Origin of the sequence: Paenibacillus sp. cl141a, from assembly GCF_900109305.1 — a bacterium.
GTDB classification, from domain to species: Bacteria; Bacillota; Bacilli; order Paenibacillales; family Paenibacillaceae; genus Paenibacillus_AQ; species Paenibacillus_AQ lautus_A.
This window is the reverse complement of sequence record NZ_FNZO01000003.1, coordinates 332,172-346,547: the sequence shown is the minus strand read 5'-3', so window position 1 is coordinate 346,547 and position 14,376 is coordinate 332,172. Positions and strand designations below refer to the sequence as shown.

Here is a 14,376-nt window from a genome sequence, read left to right as displayed (position 1 = left end):
GGTCGTCGATAGACGTTTTTCTTATAATGAACCGGTAAAAGCACAAAATCGATCTTGCGTAACACGCCAAACAACCCGGACAGCGTATCTGCCCGGGTTGCCTGCAACTATATCCATTGAGGAAGAGAAGTCACGCACGGCAGCCATGCATTGCTAATAGTCTGCACATCACCCCATCCGTTAAAACGTGCTTAGATCCCATTTCAGGCGATCTTGCAGCCCGGCTTCGATGTTTAAGCGAAGCCGGACTTGGGGAGCGGATTCTCAACCTTCATGTAGTCAAGTCATTTACGGTAACCTGGTAGAAACGCCTGGGCCCTATTCCCCGGCATATACATCAAGATTTGATTTTGAACACATGACCCATTCAATTCTTTGGTCGTTTCATTTGTTGTAAGAATTATAATCCTCCTGCCCGAGAAGTCAAGCCATTGGAAGGAACTGCACATCGCCCCTATTACCCGATCACGCCAATTTCCGTCCCATTCTCCGCACACGCTCGAGCCATTGGTTTCTTGCGGTATCGGGCATTTTGCGAAGCTGGGTAATGTTCGTGGCACGGACGGTGCCCACGCCGCAGAACTTCAGAATGGAATGCTTCATCATCTGATGTCCCGGCTGTCCGAGATAGAACCGGTAGTAGACGTACGGCGAATCCATCGTGACGATCAGACGAGCCGTCTTCCCTTTGAGCAGCTGCTCCGGCAAAGGCGAGTTCCGGCGGTACTTAAAGGCGAATCCCGGCAGAAAAACCCTATCGATGAACCCTTTGAGCAGTGCCGGCATGCCGCCCCACCAATTCGGATACAAAAACACTTAATAAATGCCCGTCACTTCAGGTGCCAGCGGCGACAGCGGTTCTTCCAGCTCCCCTGCATCGTGGATATCGCAAGCTGACTGAATGCACCGATGATCAGCACGGCGGTTAACCGCGTCTTCTGCAGCGGAATATCCCGCTGCAGCACCGCTTGCTCGAGCAGATCCTCCAAAGCATCAAGGGGTTGGCGTCCAATAAGAGGCAAAAAAAGGCACCCAAAACTTAGGGTGCCTCTCTTCGTACGTACTCTTTACGTTTCGTATATATCGCTAAAATCGCATGCCAGTCTTGGGCTCGGCCCTCCTGTCCAAGCTAAATCCCCGCTTCGATGGGAGCGGCCTTTATCTTGTTGCTGTACAGCAGCATGAGCGGAATGCTGATGACAAATGCGCCGGCCACAAGCAGGAACGGAATTCTCGGATCGATGCCGTACGCCCAGCCGCCAATGATGCCGGAAGGCGAAATGACGATGAGGATGAGCACCTGGAGCAGCGCGAATATTTTGGCGCGGTTCTCGTCGTCGATGGCATTGGCCACCGCCGTCTCCAGATACGGATACGTCATCATCGTGCCGAATGCGGCAATGACGGTGCTCAGGCTCAGTACCAGCAGATCTCCTTGCGGTGCAAACACCAGCATGACATTGGACAATACCGAGATGACAAAGCCCCATACCATCGTCCGGTGCACGTGCCGCTCCCCGATCCGGGGCATGATCCACCGCATGAAAATCAGCATAATGACGGAGGAGAAGGCTGGAAAAACGGAGATCAGGCCGCTGCCCAAATGCAAATATTCCACCATGAAGATGGAGACGTAGGTTGTCTTCACCGTCATCTGAAAATTAAACAGGATATAAACGCCGAAGATCATCATCAGCAGCGGATTGCCCAGCATGCTCTTCATCACCTGGACATAGTCGGACATCCCTTCCCGCAGGCCCATCGCCTTCGTTTCCTTCATTTTGCGGTACCCGATCTCCGTCTCCCTTGTCGCATAATGGCGCCCAATGAACTGGATCGTCATCAGGATACAGGCAAGGACGAACATGATGCGCACTCCGGGCACCAGCGAGAAATGATACACCAGCAGCCCGCCGAGCGGTGCAAACAATCCGCCGACGACGCTAATCAGCTGCAGTAGCGTAAAGACATAGGTACGCTCCTTCGGCGCCGTATCCTCCACCAGCAAACAGTAAAAGGCGGTATGCGGCACCTTCTGAAAGCCGTTGATGACGGCGGCGATCACAAAAAACCAGAAGTTCTGGGAGACCGCCCAGAGCAGCGTGGCCACGCTCCAGCTCAGCACATCGAAGTAAAGGAGCGCTTTTTTTCGGCCCAAACGGTCCGTTAAATACCCGCTGAGAAACGAGGACAGCACCTGCACAAGCAGACCGATCGAGGTAATCCAGCCGATCCCCGTCTCGGTTACCCCCAGTTGGTACATGTAGATGGAGGTGTACGTCGTGAACATGCTGTAAGGGATTAGAAACAGCGGCTCGTAGACGAGACAGCCCCGCGCATTGCCGGTCAATTGCCGAAACGAAGTTGAACCCATAATATCCTCCGGACATGAAGTATAATTCGTTGCCTAGTCATTATAGCGCACCCGGGGCAGAAGCAGGATAGGAAAGTTGCAGGATTTTTGAAGCGATTCGGAATATGTCGATCCAAGCCCAGGGCTACACCTTCCCGCGCGAATTCGGCCCCTCATCTTCTTGCGCCGCAGCCTCAGGCAAAAGAACGGTAATGGTGGTTCCCCTGCCCACTTCCGACCATACGCTTACCCGGCCCCGATGCGCCTCGACAATCGCTTTCGCAATGCTCATCCCGAGACCCGAGCCGTCCATGCTCTCTTCGGTATTCGTTCCCCGGTAGTAACGCTCGAACAGGTTGCAGCGGGTTTCCTCGTCCATTCCCACGCCTTGATCCGCAACCACGATCGCCGCGCCGCGGGGACGCCTCTCTACCCGGACCTCAACGTTTACCCCATCCGGATTATGCTTCACGGCATTCGTGATCAGGTTATCCATTAACCGCTGCAGCCACTTGGCATTGCCGTCGATGAGCAGCTCCTCTTCACCGCCGATATAGTTGAAATTGGCATCCAGCGTGGCATCGTTGACGTATTTCAGCACGCAGCGGCGCACCAGCTCGTTCAGGTCAAGCCGAATCAGCTCTTGCGGACGGATTTCGCTTCTCAGACGGAAGACGAGCGAGAAGTCATTGATCAGCTCCAGCATGTAGGCGCCTTTCTCCCGGATCACGGTTCCCATCTCACGCAATTCTTCCTGGCTCCAATCCTGCGGCGCGCTCTCCAGCATATAACCGTAGCCCTGAATGGAGGATAACGGCGTGCGCAGGTCATGCGATATCCCGGACATCCATTCTTCCCGATTCCGGTCGAGCCGCTCCCGTTCCCGTTCGGTTTCGGCCAGCTGCTCCGCCATTTTATAAAAGGAATGGATGACTTCTTTGTACAGCTTGTAGCGCATGCGAAGCTTTCCGCTCTTGCGGAAGACCCGCTTCCGGTCCTTCGGCGTCAGCACTTCCTCATAAGCTCCGCTGCCCATCCGCTCGAACCATCCGGTAAACAGCAGCAGCGGACGGCTGTACCGGTATCCATGCCATATCGCCACTCCAAGCGACAGCACAAGCACGCAGATCATCGTCCACAACGCCACGCGAATCAGCTCGTTCATCATCGGCCGCTTCTCCAGCACCCCATCCTGCGGCGTATGATACACCCAGGTGTTGCCGCTGGCCGCATCGCGGTAGACCGCGATATGCGTGGAATACGTGCCCGGCTGCTCCTGCATGGTGATGATCTCCAGCGGATGGTAGCTTACCTTGTTGTCGGAACCCGCCCCAATCGCTTGGACAACGCGGCCCTCCCGGTCAATGACATGCAAATATCCACCCAGACCGGCTAAATCGCGGCGAAGCGGAGCCTCATCCTCCGGCCTCACCCTGCCGCCGTCCTGATAACGGGCAACCCATTCCCGAAGATGATCCGAGCTCTCATCGATGCGTCCGATCAGAAACAATAGCGGCTCCTCATAGGTCAGATCCATCTGCCAATCCATCGTATACTCGCCGAGGCGGCGTTTCTCCTTGATCTCAAGCAAGGTGCTTACCGAGTACGTTGACGGAACATCCGAAGCCGTGTTCGTGGAGTGAATCACGTTTCCCTCCATATCCACCACTTGAAGCCACATATCCTTCTCCTGAAGCAGAAGCTTCCAATATTCCTCCAGCTGCACCTCGCCATTCTCCGTTACCGTCTCCGTCACGATGCTGTTCAAGACGCCTGTCGGAAAGTTGCGCTTGATCTCATCGTCGCTGACATGTTTGATCAAGAAGAATAAGAGCACAATCAGAAAGCAAAACATAAACGCCGAGAAAGCAATTAATTGGTATGTAAAATGGAAGGCGAGCCTTCTGCGCAGCCTCATCGCGCTTTCTCCTTGACCAGCTTGTACCCAAGCCCCCGGACCGTCAGCAGATACTGCGGGTTGCTCGGGTCCTCCTCGATGCGCTCGCGGATGCGGCGGATATGCACCATGACGGTGTTGTCCTCGCCCATGCCGTCGATGCCCCACACCGCTTCGTACAGCTGCGACTTGGAGAATACGACCCCGGGATGCTTGCAAAAATACAGCAGCAGCTGAAAGACCTGCGCCGGACAAGGCACGGGCTCTCCCAGCACCGTCAGCTCGCCTGCGGATTCGTCGACCTTGAACCGGCCGAAATCCCATGCGCGCTGAATCGCCGGCTGTTCTGCCGCGGCGGCCGGCCCAAAGCCGCCCCGGCGCAGACGCGCCTTGATCCTTGCAGCGATCTCCAGCGGATTAAAGGGCTTGGTGACATAATCGTCACCGCCCATCGCAAAGCCGGTCAGCACATCCAGATCCGACGCCTTAGCCGTCAGGAACAGGATGTGCGGGCTGCCATAGGAACGGATCTGCGGACAGAGATCAAATCCCGTGCCGTCCGGCAGCATGACATCCAGCAGCACGATATCCGCTCCGTGCGTTGCGATTTCGCTGAGCGCTTCCTTGCAGCTGGAAGCCGTGTATATTCGGTTAAAGCCTTCCTTGCGCAGCACCATCTGCAGCATTTTCACAATGGAAGGTTCGTCGTCTACGATTAAAATTCGCGTTTGATCCATTTTATCCTCACCCGACATTTATGCTAGCACAGCAACCTTAACAGGAGTTAAACAAATGCTGGAAGTGTTAAGAAAAAGTTAGGATGCCGTTTCCGAGTTATTTCGTTTGGAGCTTTATACTTGGTGTCAGAGGTGATTGACATGAATTCAAATAAACGTTCGACCGCCGTGGATGCGATTCGCGGCTTGAGCTTGCTCGGCATCCTGATGGCCAATATGCTTATTTTCCAGTACGGCATGTTCGGCAAAGACGAGCTGCATTTCTTCCAGCCTTCCACGCTGGACCTGATCAGCCACGACATGCTCAAGGTGTTCGTAGAGGGCAGCTTCATGCCTATCTTTACGTTCCTGTTCGGCTACAGCATGATCAAGATGCGGGAAAGCCTGATCGGCAAGGGGCTTAAATACGGACGTAGCTTCTTCCGCAGGTCGGTTCTTCTGATCGTACTCGGCCTGCTGCATTCCATATTCGTCTGGGAAGGCGATATTCTGCTGTTCTATGGGGGGATCGGCCTCTTCCTGGTGCTGTTTGTGAAACGGAAGGCCAAAACGATTTTGATCTGGGGCATTCTCTTGCTCGCGCTGATGGCCGTCTTCGGGTACGGCTCCATGGAGCCTGCGGCAGGCGGAGCGGAGCGCATGGAGAACTATGTGAAGCAGTCCATCGAAGTCTACGGGAGCGGCACGTATGGCGAGATCCTAAACTTCCGATCAACCGAGGAAATGCCCATCGACCTCCCGGACTGGCTGATGCTGCTGGTGATCCTGATTGCCCCGCTGATGAGCGCGCCGATGTTCCTGTTCGGCATGGTCGCCGCGAAACGCGGGCGCTTCCTCCATCCGTCCATGGAGATCAAGCTGTATTTAAGATGGTCGCTGCTCATTCCGGTCGGGCTTGGGCTGAAAACCGCAGGCGTTATGCTAGAATCCACGAACAACTGGAGCGGCGTCCTGATGATGCTCGGCGGCCCCCTGCTCGCACTGGGGTATCTCCACCTGTTCGCATCCTTATACGCCTTCTCGTCCAAACAATCGGTGGTGATCCGGGCGTTTGAAGCGGTGGGGCGAATGTCGTTAACGAACTATCTGACGCAAAGCGTGGTGTGCGTATTAATATTTTACGGCTTCGGATTCGGCATGTTCGGCAAACTCGGCGTGCTGCAGGGAGCGCTGCTGGCGATCCTCATCTATGCCGTGCTGGCAACGGCCAGCCTGCTCTGGTTGAAACGGTTCCGCAGCGGACCGGTTGAACGGCTGCTCCGTATAGGCACCTACTGGTCGTGGAGCGGAAGGGCAAAACCTAAAGCGGCAGCCCCGGCTTCCGCCGTACCTGCGGCAGAGCTCCCGGCTGAAGGTCCCCCCGCGACCTGAGTTTTCCTTCTCTCGGGCATGAAACCAGGGTTATCCCGGTCCCCTTAGATGAAATCGGTTCTTTCGTTCATGTATAATGGACGTACAAGAACGAGCAAGACATTTCGGGAATTATTCCGCTCATAAACCGAAGGAGGATTACGTATATGCTGGTTGTTACAAACTCGATCAAGGTCAAGCCGGGCTTCGGACAAGAAATCGCGCAGCGGTTCGCTGAAGCGAAGGGCGTTCAGGAGATTGAAGGATTCGTGCGGATGGAAGTATGGCATGAAGCCAAGGAAGGCGCAGAGGCCGAGGAGCTGAAGGTCTCTACGGTATGGGAAGACGAGGAGGCGTTCAAGCGCTGGACTTCCAGCGAATCGTTCCGGCAATCCCACGGTCAGGGCCGCAACGAGAATATTTTGGGTGCATCCTTGAACAAATACGAGCTGCTGATCAGTCATAAGAAGTAAGCGAGACATTGAATCCGGCAACCGGATTCAGGCTGTCTTTAGACTCCTGCGAACAAGATGCAGCCCGGGTATTGGCCCGGCTGGATCTTTTTTGCGTATAATTGACCGTGTGGCAACCATTTTTGCATGCTGACGGATTCGCTGCAAAGCTCCCCACGGGGAAGTTATTCGTTAAACGTTAATCCCGGCAGCAATTCGGGGTTATGGGAGCGTCCCAGCTCCACCATGTACGCGTTCAGTTCGGGCAGCTCCGGGCCTGTCAATATATACGACTCCCCATCCACCTGAAACTCGCTCGCCACGCGAATCTGCTGCTCGCCCTGCACGACATCCATAAAGAACAGAAACCCCGATTCCTCGTTACCCGCCATCCGTTTGGCTTGAAGGGTATCCACCCGTTTCATGATCGGCTCAATGTCCTGTTCCTGGTCGAGCACCATCCGCGTGCCATCCCCATACACGACTTGAATGGCTTTTACCTTCGCTGCGTCCAGCTTCATCAGTTTCTTAACCGAATACAATCGTTGGTCCGCAGATCCGCTATCCTCGTTAATTCCGCTGCAGCCGGCGATACCCAAAACAACGAGCATTCCCACCATGATCAACACGAGTTTACTGGACATCCCTCATCCCCCCAATACGAAAATCTCACAACCCCTGCCCGTTCCAAGTCTTCAAAATCTTCAAATAGGATCACAACGAAATGGTTATATTAAGCACGATCAGGCAAGCCACATTCTAAACGAAAGGAGTCTATATCCTATGGAAAGCACGCATGATTTCGTGGAAAAAATGAACGAGAACGCGGAGAAAGCCCGTCGCAACAAAGAGAATCACGGCAAAGGAACGCCAAGCGACAAGCTGCCAACCAAACAGCACGGCACCAAGAAATAGAATGACGTTTACCGCGATCCTCCTAGGATCGCGGCTATAGATGCCGGGGAGCTCCCATGGTACTGTTACCCGTGTCGCAATCCCTACTACATATGGATTACAGGCCTTCGGATGCCTGCTTCAGCAAAGAAGCCAGCGCTGCGTAGTCGACCTGCTGCCCGGCCGATATTTTGATGGTCTTTCGCTCAGGCGGCCCCTCGAACAGCGTATCGGGCCATTCCAGCCCTTCCGCATTGAAAATCGTAAAACTCACGGCGCTCTTCGCGACGCTGATTACCGCCGCGTATTTTCCGTTTTTCAGAAAATGCGGTTTTTTATATTGAAGCCGTTCCTCGACGTCCGGGATCGTATTGTGCACGAGCTCCCGAAGCCGCTCGCTGACTTCGACCTTCCAGGTATCGCTGATGGCTGCCATGTAATCCGTTACCTCTTGATTCATCTTATTGGCTCCTTCTGTATCGTAGTATGGTATTTTTCAAATGTAAATGGATTTCAATTCCGGATTGCTGCTTCCGGCAGCTCTAGGCTCAGGCCTGATGAACCATCTGCCAAGTCATGCCGTACCGGTCTACCACTTCGCCGTAATAGGCTCCCCAAGGCTGCAGGGCAAAAGGATACTTCTCGGTCCCCCCATCGCTAAGATGGCGATAAGCAGCGCGGGCCTCTTCCTCGTGATCGAACGTGATGGCCAGCCCCATGCTCGTGCTCTTGCCGGTTTCTTGAAAAGCGTCGGTGAGGATCAGCTGATTGCCGCCGGCCAGCGTCAACGACATATGCATGACTTTATCCTGATGGGCTTCCGGTATTCCCGGCATGTCTTTGAATGTAGTCAATACACCGATCTCTCCGCCAATCGCCTGCATGTAGAATTCGGCCTGGCCTCTTGCATCCTCGGAAATAATAAAAGGTACCATTCGTGCTTGCATGTTCATCTTCCTCTCGGTTCGATTTTTTGTTTTATATCTAAATGACGAACGAGATTTGACGTAATCGACACGACTTTCATATTTTTTCGGATTTTTTAAAAAAATCCTGCAAAGCGTATCTCAAGGGGCCGCTCGCAGGCATTCTGCCGCGCGGTCAAGGAGCAGTGCCCGCTCCCTCTGATTATCCGTCAGCGATGCGGCCAGCTTGAACTCCGCGCAGGCTTCGTCCAGGCGACCCAGCTTAAAGAGCATGTCACCCCTCACGCTAGGGAGAAGATGATACCCCTTCAAGGCAGGCTCGCTTCGCAAAATGTCCACGATCTCAAGGCCGATCTCCGGGCCGAAAGCCATGGAAAGGGCCACGGCCCGGTTCAATTCCACGATCGGCGAGGGAGACACCTGCGCCAATGCCTCATACAGCGCGGAGATCCGAATCCAGTCGGTCTCTGCGGCACTGGGCGCTCCGGCATGGCATGCGGAGATGGCTGCCTGAATAGCGTAAGGCCCAGTCATTCCGCCCAACTGCTCGATTCGCTCCAGAGCGGCAAACCCCCGCCGGATCAATAAATAATCCCATAATGCCCGATTCTGATCCATGAGCAGTACAGGCTCGCCCTGCGCATTGACCCGTGACTTGAACCGGGAGGACTGAAATTCCATCAACGCGACCAATCCGTGCACCTCGGCCTCCGTCGGCGCGATCTCCGCAACCACCCGTCCGATCCGAAGCGCTTCCTGGCACAGCAGCGGGCGAATCCACTGGCTGCCCGATGAAGCGGCGTATCCCTCATTAAACATAAGGTAGATCACCTCGAGGACTGATGCTAATCGCGGCTTCAGTTCGGTTCCCTGGGGAATCTCGAATGCAACCCGGGTCGCGGACAGCGTCCGTTTGGCACGAACGATTCGCTGCGCGATCGTCGGTTCCGGCACAAGATAAGCGCGGGCGATCTCCGCTGTCGTCAACCCGCCGAGCAGACGCAGCGTCAGGGCTACGCGCGCCTCGGGGGACAGAACCGGGTGGCAGGTCATAAAGATCAGCCGCAGAAGATCGTCGTTCACTTCTCCCGTCTCCGGCACCTCCATTTCCGAATCCATTCGGGCATCCATTTCGCGTCCCAACAGCTCATACTTCCGATCGCGCACCTTATTCCGGCGCAGCAAGTCCAGCGCTTTGCGCTTTGCCGCGGTCATAAGCCATCCGCCGGGGTTATCCGGTATTCCGTCATTCGGCCACCGTTCCAGCGCTGTAATGAGCGCATCCTGAGCCAGATCCTCGGCGAGGCCGATGTCACGGACCATCCGGGTCAGGTAGGCAATGATTTTGGAAGATTCGATTCTCCAGATGGCCTCGATCGTACGATGGGTATCAGCCGCCGACATTATGGATTCTGCCTTTGGATGTGTTCGCGCATTTCATATTGCTTGGCCTGCGCTTCCGGGTCCTGCGACAGCTCTGTCGGTTCGAATACCTGACGGAGCTCGATCTGCCCCGCGCCGAAGCCGTGCGGATCAGGCATGCGTTTGGCCCACTCGATCGCCTCTTCCCTCGTTTTCACTTCGATCAAGGTATACCCCGCGATCAGCTCCTTCGCTTCCGTAAAGGGACCATCGGTGATTTTCGGCTTGCCTCCCGGCTCCGGATAAGAAATCCGGATGGCGCCCGAGCTTGGGTGAAGCCCATCCGCAGCAAGCAGCACGCCCGCCCTGGCCAGCTCCATGTTGTACCTCATCATGGCATCCAATTGCTCTGCGCTTGGCAGCACGCCTGCCTCGGAATCCTCAGTTGCTTTCACGATCATCATAAATCTCATGTTTCTTCCCCTCCTGGTTATCGTTGCTTTCGCTTAAATTTTTCGTCCTATGCTTAACCAACGAATAGAGTTTCCCCTAATCGACAAACGCTTCACTTTTTTCAATAAAAAAATAATAAGTAACAACCATTTCGTTATTGGACCGTGTATTCCTGTTGAAAAACATTCGGCTCCACGAAAAAAAGACCAATCAAGACGAACGCTTGATTGGTCGATGGAGGGGCGATTATCCTTATCCAAGCCCGTTCCTATGGCAGGCAGTTCATCCCATGGACTTAGCCCGCTCCCGATACGTCTTATTTTTTGCCCGATTGCCGCAGGCCTTCATTGAGCACCACTTGCCCGTTCCCGGCCTGGAGCGGTCAACAAATATCCACTGGCAATCCGCGGCTGTGCACACTCTCAATCTGTTCCACACGTTGTTCTCACGAAGCCGGAATACCAGAATCAGCAGTCGGGCCAAGCCCCCTCTTCCTTGTGCATCCACTGGCTCAATGGCGTCAGAGGCTTCACTGAAGCAATAGGCGAACCGGAATCGGCCGGCTGCACGGTTTAACGCTTGGAAGCCGGCTTCCTTGTGGTCATGTATATTATTCGGAATGGCTGCCCTTAAGCCGCCCCGCAGATCGCGGGCCAAAGCCAGATCCTCTTCGGATACGGCGTCCTGTTTCAGAATAAAGCCGTTTTTTAACAGCCATGTACGCAGATCGTCCGCGGTAGAAAGCAGCTCCAAACCCGGATCCCCCTCATACCGCATCCGTTTATCATGGGTGTTGATAAAATCGGCGATGATTTCGAGCTGCTCAAATTCATTTCCCACAACAAACAAACCTCCTATTGATTTCCCTACAACAAACCAGTAAAGTGTATTTATCGGTTAGCTAACCGTTTATAATATTTTAATGGTCATCACATTAAAAGAAAGCACCCCTGCTCCATTTTTATCTATTCTGCTGCAAGTCTGCTGGTATCAGTATACCAGACTCCCATTCTTCCTAAGAGGTGAAGCGAATGAATATCCAACCGTTTTCTTTTCAAATCGAGTCCGCTGCCATCGACGATTTATATCGGCGCCTGGACATGACCCGGTGGCCTGACGAAATCCCCGGCGGAAATTGGAATTATGGCATCCCCCTTGATTTCATGAAGGACATGGTCGCCTACTGGAGGCATGAATTCGATTGGGGAGCCTTCCGGCGCTCCATTCAGGCTTATCCGAATTATATCGCCCAAATCGATGGAATCGATATTCACTTTATACATATCAAAGGCAGCGGAGAACACTCCGTCCCGCTCCTTATTGCTCATGGTTGGCCGAGCTCCTTCTATGAAATGCTGGAACTTATCCCATATCTTATGAATCCTGGGCAATTCGGCGGGCGTGCGGAAATTTCCTTTGACGTTGTCATACCGTCTATCCCGGGCCATGGGTTCTCCGGCATTCCTCTGCGTCCGGGCTTTGAGGACCGTCAGGCCGGGGAACTGCTCATGAAATTAATGACAGGGCTTGGTTATGAACGATTCGGCGCGCATGGCTACGATATCGGTGCCAGCATCCTCGGACTTATGTGTCTTGACCATCCCGACCGGTTCATCGGCTACCATACCACCTCGCCTGGGAACCCAAGTCCCTATGTGGATTCGTCTTCCTCGCTGTCCGATGAGGAGACTGCATTCCTCGAATATCAGAAGCAATGGGGACGCGAGGAGGGCGCTTACGCCCATATCCTGGGCACACGCCCACAGACCGCGGCCTATGGTTTGCATGATTCGCCCGTAGCGCTGGCCGCGTTCATTCTGGAAAAATGGCACTACTGGACCTCTCCCGAGGATGATAACGTCTTGCAGCATTTCAGCAAGGAGCAGCTCATGGCCAACGTCTCCATTTACTGGCTGACCCAGAGCATCAATGCCTCGAACCGTTATTATTATGAAGGCAAGCATACGAGGTGGCCGGGGCCCGAAGAGTTTTCGCCTGTACCGCACGGAGTCACCTTAACCGCTCAGCGGAACGAGCGTCCGCCCCGGACATTCGTGGAGCGGATATTTCCGAATGTGATCCACTGGAAGGATCTGAATGCTGGCGGGCATTTCATTGCCGCGGAACAACCCTCCTGGATTGCCGAGCAAATCACGGCATTCTTCAAGCAGCTTTGCGATACGCCGCAGGAGGCACTATAATTTTACGACTAACGAAACAAGGACATCCCCGCTCCGGTACCGAAATGATTAACTACCATTTCTCATGAATGCGGTGACCTCTTATGAACACTAAGATCCCGAACCGGATCCATATTATCGGCTCCGTCGGCAGCGGCAAGACAACGCTTGCCCGGAAGCTGTCCGCCCAGTTTAATCTCCCTTATTATGAGCTCGACAATGTCGTATGGGAGCGGGCCGAGCCGGACGATATCAGGAGGTGTGAGGCGGATCGGGACGCGCTATTGCTAAGCATCGTGAACACGAATGGCTGGATCATCGAGGGCGCTCATCTGAAATGGGTCAGCCCCAGCTTCCGCCATGCGGATCTTATCGTTTTCCTGAACCCGTCTTACTCTACAATAACCTACCGGATCATCACAAGGTTCATCAAGCAACGACTGCGACTTGAACAAGCGCACTATACCCCTACTTGGGACATGCTCAAAAAAATGTTCGATTGGAGCGCCTCCTATCAGCGGGAGGGCAGATATCAGATTCGGGACACGCTTGCGGATTATCCCGGCAAAGTGGTCGTCGTGAAGAGCCATGAACAACTCATGCAGGAGCTTAAGCAGCGGATGCCCTCCATAGAACACCAAGGAAGGACCTCCGGTTAACCGGAGGTCCTTCCCACTTAGAAAATATCCATGCTGAGATACCGTTCTCCCGTATCCGGGGCAATGCAGACAACCCGCTTCCCTTCCCCCAGCCGCTTCGCTACGCGAAGGGCCGCGAATACCGATGCGCCGGAGGATGGGCCTACCAGTATTCCTTCCTTGCGGGCCAAATTCCGAGCGGTCTGCAATGCATCCTCGTCGGCGATCTGGATAATCTCGTCATATACGCTTGTATTCAGGATCTTTGGTACGAAGCCCGGGCTTGTGCCCACGAGCTTGTGCGGTCCCGGCTGTCCGCCGGAGAGCACGGGCGAGCCCTGCGGCTCGACCACCGCGATATGCAGGTTCGGCAAAGACTTCCTCAGCTCTTCCCCGGTTCCGGTTACGGTGCCTCCCGTTCCCGCCGTCGCCACGAAGGCGTCCAGCCGCCCTTCCATCTGTTCCATTATTTCCGGTGCTGTCGTCACCCTGTGAATGTCCGGGTTGGCCGCATTCTCGAACTGCTGCGGAATGAAGCTGCCCGGAATCTGCTCCCTAAGCTCGAGCGCCTTGGCAATCGAGCCCGGCATGCGTTCGCTGCTCGGTGTCAGCACGACCTCCGCACCGTAGGCCTTCAGGATATTAATTCGTTCCTTGGACATGTTGTCCGGCATAATCAAGATGGCCCGATAACCCTTGGCGGCTGCAATCATCGCCAGGCCGATGCCGGTATTCCCGCTCGTCGGCTCGATAATGGTGCCTCCCGGTTGGAGCAGGCCCTGCTCCTCCGCGGTATGAATCAGATTGTAGGCCGCACGGTCCTTCACGCTGCCGGAAGGATTGAATCTCTCAAGCTTTACATAGACGTCGGCTGATCCTTCCGGCACTAGCCGCCGTAGTTTCACCATTGGCGTCTGACCGATCATATCAACTACACTATTATAGATCTCCATGATGTTGATCTTCTCCTTTTATATATGTGAAGTCATTCTGCGTTAAACCATATGACTCACAAAGACAATAAGCTTACTCGGATTATAACAAAAACGTTGATCGACGTACATTCACAGATGACAGACCGCATTTAGAGGAAGTTTTTCTTGCGATATCAGGAAGAACATGCTTTGAAGTTGA

Annotated in this window: 17 protein-coding genes and 1 riboswitch; of the genes, 5 read left to right on the top strand and 12 right to left on the bottom strand. The window is 54.3% G+C overall.

Translation table 11 applies throughout. From position 1 onward, the window contains the following. Positions 1-256: 256 nt before the first annotated feature. Positions 257-358: riboswitch (purine riboswitch) on the bottom strand. A gap of 107 nt (positions 359-465) precedes the next feature. From BMX45_RS11550 to BMX45_RS11530, 5 genes are all read right to left on the bottom strand, one after another. Next, positions 466-810, bottom strand: coding sequence for an NAD(P)H-dependent oxidoreductase (locus BMX45_RS11550; protein ID WP_254778038.1), 345 nt, complete (start codon positions 808-810; stop codon positions 466-468). Positions 811-830: 20 nt separating this feature from the next. Continuing rightward, entirely contained in the window at positions 831-1,022 is a 192-nt protein-coding gene (locus BMX45_RS11545) for a hypothetical protein (RefSeq protein WP_090909801.1), read from the bottom strand. 107 nt (positions 1,023-1,129) lie between these two features. Further along, a complete protein-coding gene (locus BMX45_RS11540) occupies positions 1,130-2,374 on the bottom strand; it encodes an MFS transporter (protein WP_090909800.1) in 1,245 nt (414 codons plus the stop codon). A 124-nt stretch (positions 2,375-2,498) separates the two neighbouring features. Continuing rightward, positions 2,499-4,271 carry a sensor histidine kinase gene (locus tag BMX45_RS11535; protein WP_090909799.1) on the bottom strand — a complete coding sequence of 591 codons (1,773 nt, stop codon included), beginning with the start codon at positions 4,269-4,271 and terminating at the stop codon, positions 2,499-2,501. Then, positions 4,268-4,987 carry a response regulator transcription factor gene (locus BMX45_RS11530; RefSeq protein WP_090909798.1) on the bottom strand — a complete coding sequence of 240 codons (720 nt, stop codon included), beginning with the start codon at positions 4,985-4,987 and terminating at the stop codon, positions 4,268-4,270. Before BMX45_RS11530 ends, BMX45_RS11535 begins: the two co-directional genes overlap by 4 nt. A gap of 141 nt (positions 4,988-5,128) precedes the next feature. On the opposite strand from BMX45_RS11530, the gene BMX45_RS11525 reads away from it, so the two are divergent. Next, the gene (locus tag BMX45_RS11525) at positions 5,129-6,358 is read left to right on the top strand and encodes a DUF418 domain-containing protein (protein ID WP_090909992.1); all 1,230 of its coding nucleotides are present in this window, start codon (positions 5,129-5,131) and stop codon (positions 6,356-6,358) included. 146 nt (positions 6,359-6,504) lie between these two features. Beyond that, positions 6,505-6,810 carry an antibiotic biosynthesis monooxygenase gene (locus tag BMX45_RS11520; protein WP_009590367.1) on the top strand — a complete coding sequence of 102 codons (306 nt, stop codon included), beginning with the start codon at positions 6,505-6,507 and terminating at the stop codon, positions 6,808-6,810. Between the two features lie 164 nt (positions 6,811-6,974). Here the strand turns inward: BMX45_RS11520 and BMX45_RS11515 are convergent, their stop codons facing one another. Further along, a complete protein-coding gene (locus BMX45_RS11515; protein ID WP_090909797.1) occupies positions 6,975-7,433 on the bottom strand; it encodes a hypothetical protein in 459 nt (152 codons plus the stop codon). Between the two features lie 139 nt (positions 7,434-7,572). Here BMX45_RS11515 and BMX45_RS11510 point away from each other — a divergent pair, with 139 nt between their 5' ends. Beyond that, positions 7,573-7,704: a DUF4023 domain-containing protein gene (locus BMX45_RS11510; protein WP_009590359.1), complete on the top strand. Its 132-nt coding sequence runs from the start codon at positions 7,573-7,575 to the stop codon at positions 7,702-7,704. Between the two features lie 97 nt (positions 7,705-7,801). Here the strand turns inward: BMX45_RS11510 and BMX45_RS11505 are convergent, their stop codons facing one another. The 5 genes from BMX45_RS11505 to BMX45_RS11485 form a co-directional block, all read right to left on the bottom strand. Then, positions 7,802-8,143, bottom strand: coding sequence for a DUF1801 domain-containing protein (locus tag BMX45_RS11505; protein ID WP_090909796.1), 342 nt, complete (start codon positions 8,141-8,143; stop codon positions 7,802-7,804). A gap of 88 nt (positions 8,144-8,231) precedes the next feature. After that, entirely contained in the window at positions 8,232-8,630 is a 399-nt protein-coding gene (locus tag BMX45_RS11500) for a VOC family protein (protein ID WP_090909795.1), read from the bottom strand. Between the two features lie 120 nt (positions 8,631-8,750). Then, positions 8,751-10,013: an RNA polymerase sigma factor gene (locus tag BMX45_RS11495; RefSeq protein ID WP_090909794.1), complete on the bottom strand. Its 1,263-nt coding sequence runs from the start codon at positions 10,011-10,013 to the stop codon at positions 8,751-8,753. Next, positions 10,013-10,444: a YciI family protein gene (locus BMX45_RS11490; protein ID WP_090909793.1), complete on the bottom strand. Its 432-nt coding sequence runs from the start codon at positions 10,442-10,444 to the stop codon at positions 10,013-10,015. Before BMX45_RS11490 ends, BMX45_RS11495 begins: the two co-directional genes overlap by 1 nt. A gap of 262 nt (positions 10,445-10,706) precedes the next feature. After that, entirely contained in the window at positions 10,707-11,264 is a 558-nt protein-coding gene (locus BMX45_RS11485; RefSeq protein WP_090909792.1) for a CGNR zinc finger domain-containing protein, read from the bottom strand. 191 nt (positions 11,265-11,455) lie between these two features. Here BMX45_RS11485 and BMX45_RS11480 point away from each other — a divergent pair, with 191 nt between their 5' ends. Beyond that, entirely contained in the window at positions 11,456-12,625 is a 1,170-nt protein-coding gene (locus BMX45_RS11480) for an epoxide hydrolase family protein (RefSeq protein ID WP_090909791.1), read from the top strand. Between the two features lie 83 nt (positions 12,626-12,708). Continuing rightward, on the top strand, positions 12,709-13,263 hold the full coding sequence (locus BMX45_RS11475) for a P-loop NTPase family protein (RefSeq protein ID WP_090909790.1): 555 nt from the start codon (positions 12,709-12,711) through the stop codon (positions 13,261-13,263). 17 nt (positions 13,264-13,280) lie between these two features. Here the strand turns inward: BMX45_RS11475 and cysK are convergent, their stop codons facing one another. Then, positions 13,281-14,195: a cysteine synthase A gene (cysK, locus tag BMX45_RS11470; RefSeq protein WP_015737858.1), complete on the bottom strand. Its 915-nt coding sequence runs from the start codon at positions 14,193-14,195 to the stop codon at positions 13,281-13,283. Between the last annotated feature and the right edge of the window lie 181 nt (positions 14,196-14,376).

Excerpts from the sequence above, each read along its gene's own strand:
- BMX45_RS11495 (WP_090909794.1), bottom strand. The coding sequence starts at position 10,013 with ATGTCGGCGGCTGATACCCATCGTACGATCGAGGCCATCTGGAGAATC.
- BMX45_RS11540 (WP_090909800.1), bottom strand. The coding sequence starts at position 2,374 with ATGGGTTCAACTTCGTTTCGGCAATTGACCGGCAATGCGCGGGGCTGT.
- BMX45_RS11520 (WP_009590367.1), top strand. The coding sequence starts at position 6,505 with ATGCTGGTTGTTACAAACTCGATCAAGGTCAAGCCGGGCTTCGGACAA.
- BMX45_RS11505 (WP_090909796.1), bottom strand. The coding sequence starts at position 8,143 with ATGAATCAAGAGGTAACGGATTACATGGCAGCCATCAGCGATACCTGG.
- cysK (WP_015737858.1), bottom strand. The coding sequence starts at position 14,195 with ATGGAGATCTATAATAGTGTAGTTGATATGATCGGTCAGACGCCAATG.
- BMX45_RS11510 (WP_009590359.1), top strand. The coding sequence starts at position 7,573 with ATGGAAAGCACGCATGATTTCGTGGAAAAAATGAACGAGAACGCGGAG.
- BMX45_RS11475 (WP_090909790.1), top strand. The coding sequence starts at position 12,709 with ATGAACACTAAGATCCCGAACCGGATCCATATTATCGGCTCCGTCGGC.
- BMX45_RS11535 (WP_090909799.1), bottom strand. The coding sequence starts at position 4,271 with ATGAGGCTGCGCAGAAGGCTCGCCTTCCATTTTACATACCAATTAATT.
- BMX45_RS11515 (WP_090909797.1), bottom strand. The coding sequence starts at position 7,433 with ATGTCCAGTAAACTCGTGTTGATCATGGTGGGAATGCTCGTTGTTTTG.
- BMX45_RS11530 (WP_090909798.1), bottom strand. The coding sequence starts at position 4,987 with ATGGATCAAACGCGAATTTTAATCGTAGACGACGAACCTTCCATTGTG.
- BMX45_RS11525 (WP_090909992.1), top strand. The coding sequence starts at position 5,129 with ATGAATTCAAATAAACGTTCGACCGCCGTGGATGCGATTCGCGGCTTG.
- BMX45_RS11480 (WP_090909791.1), top strand. The coding sequence starts at position 11,456 with ATGAATATCCAACCGTTTTCTTTTCAAATCGAGTCCGCTGCCATCGAC.
- BMX45_RS11490 (WP_090909793.1), bottom strand. The coding sequence starts at position 10,444 with ATGAGATTTATGATGATCGTGAAAGCAACTGAGGATTCCGAGGCAGGC.
- BMX45_RS11500 (WP_090909795.1), bottom strand. The coding sequence starts at position 8,630 with ATGCAAGCACGAATGGTACCTTTTATTATTTCCGAGGATGCAAGAGGC.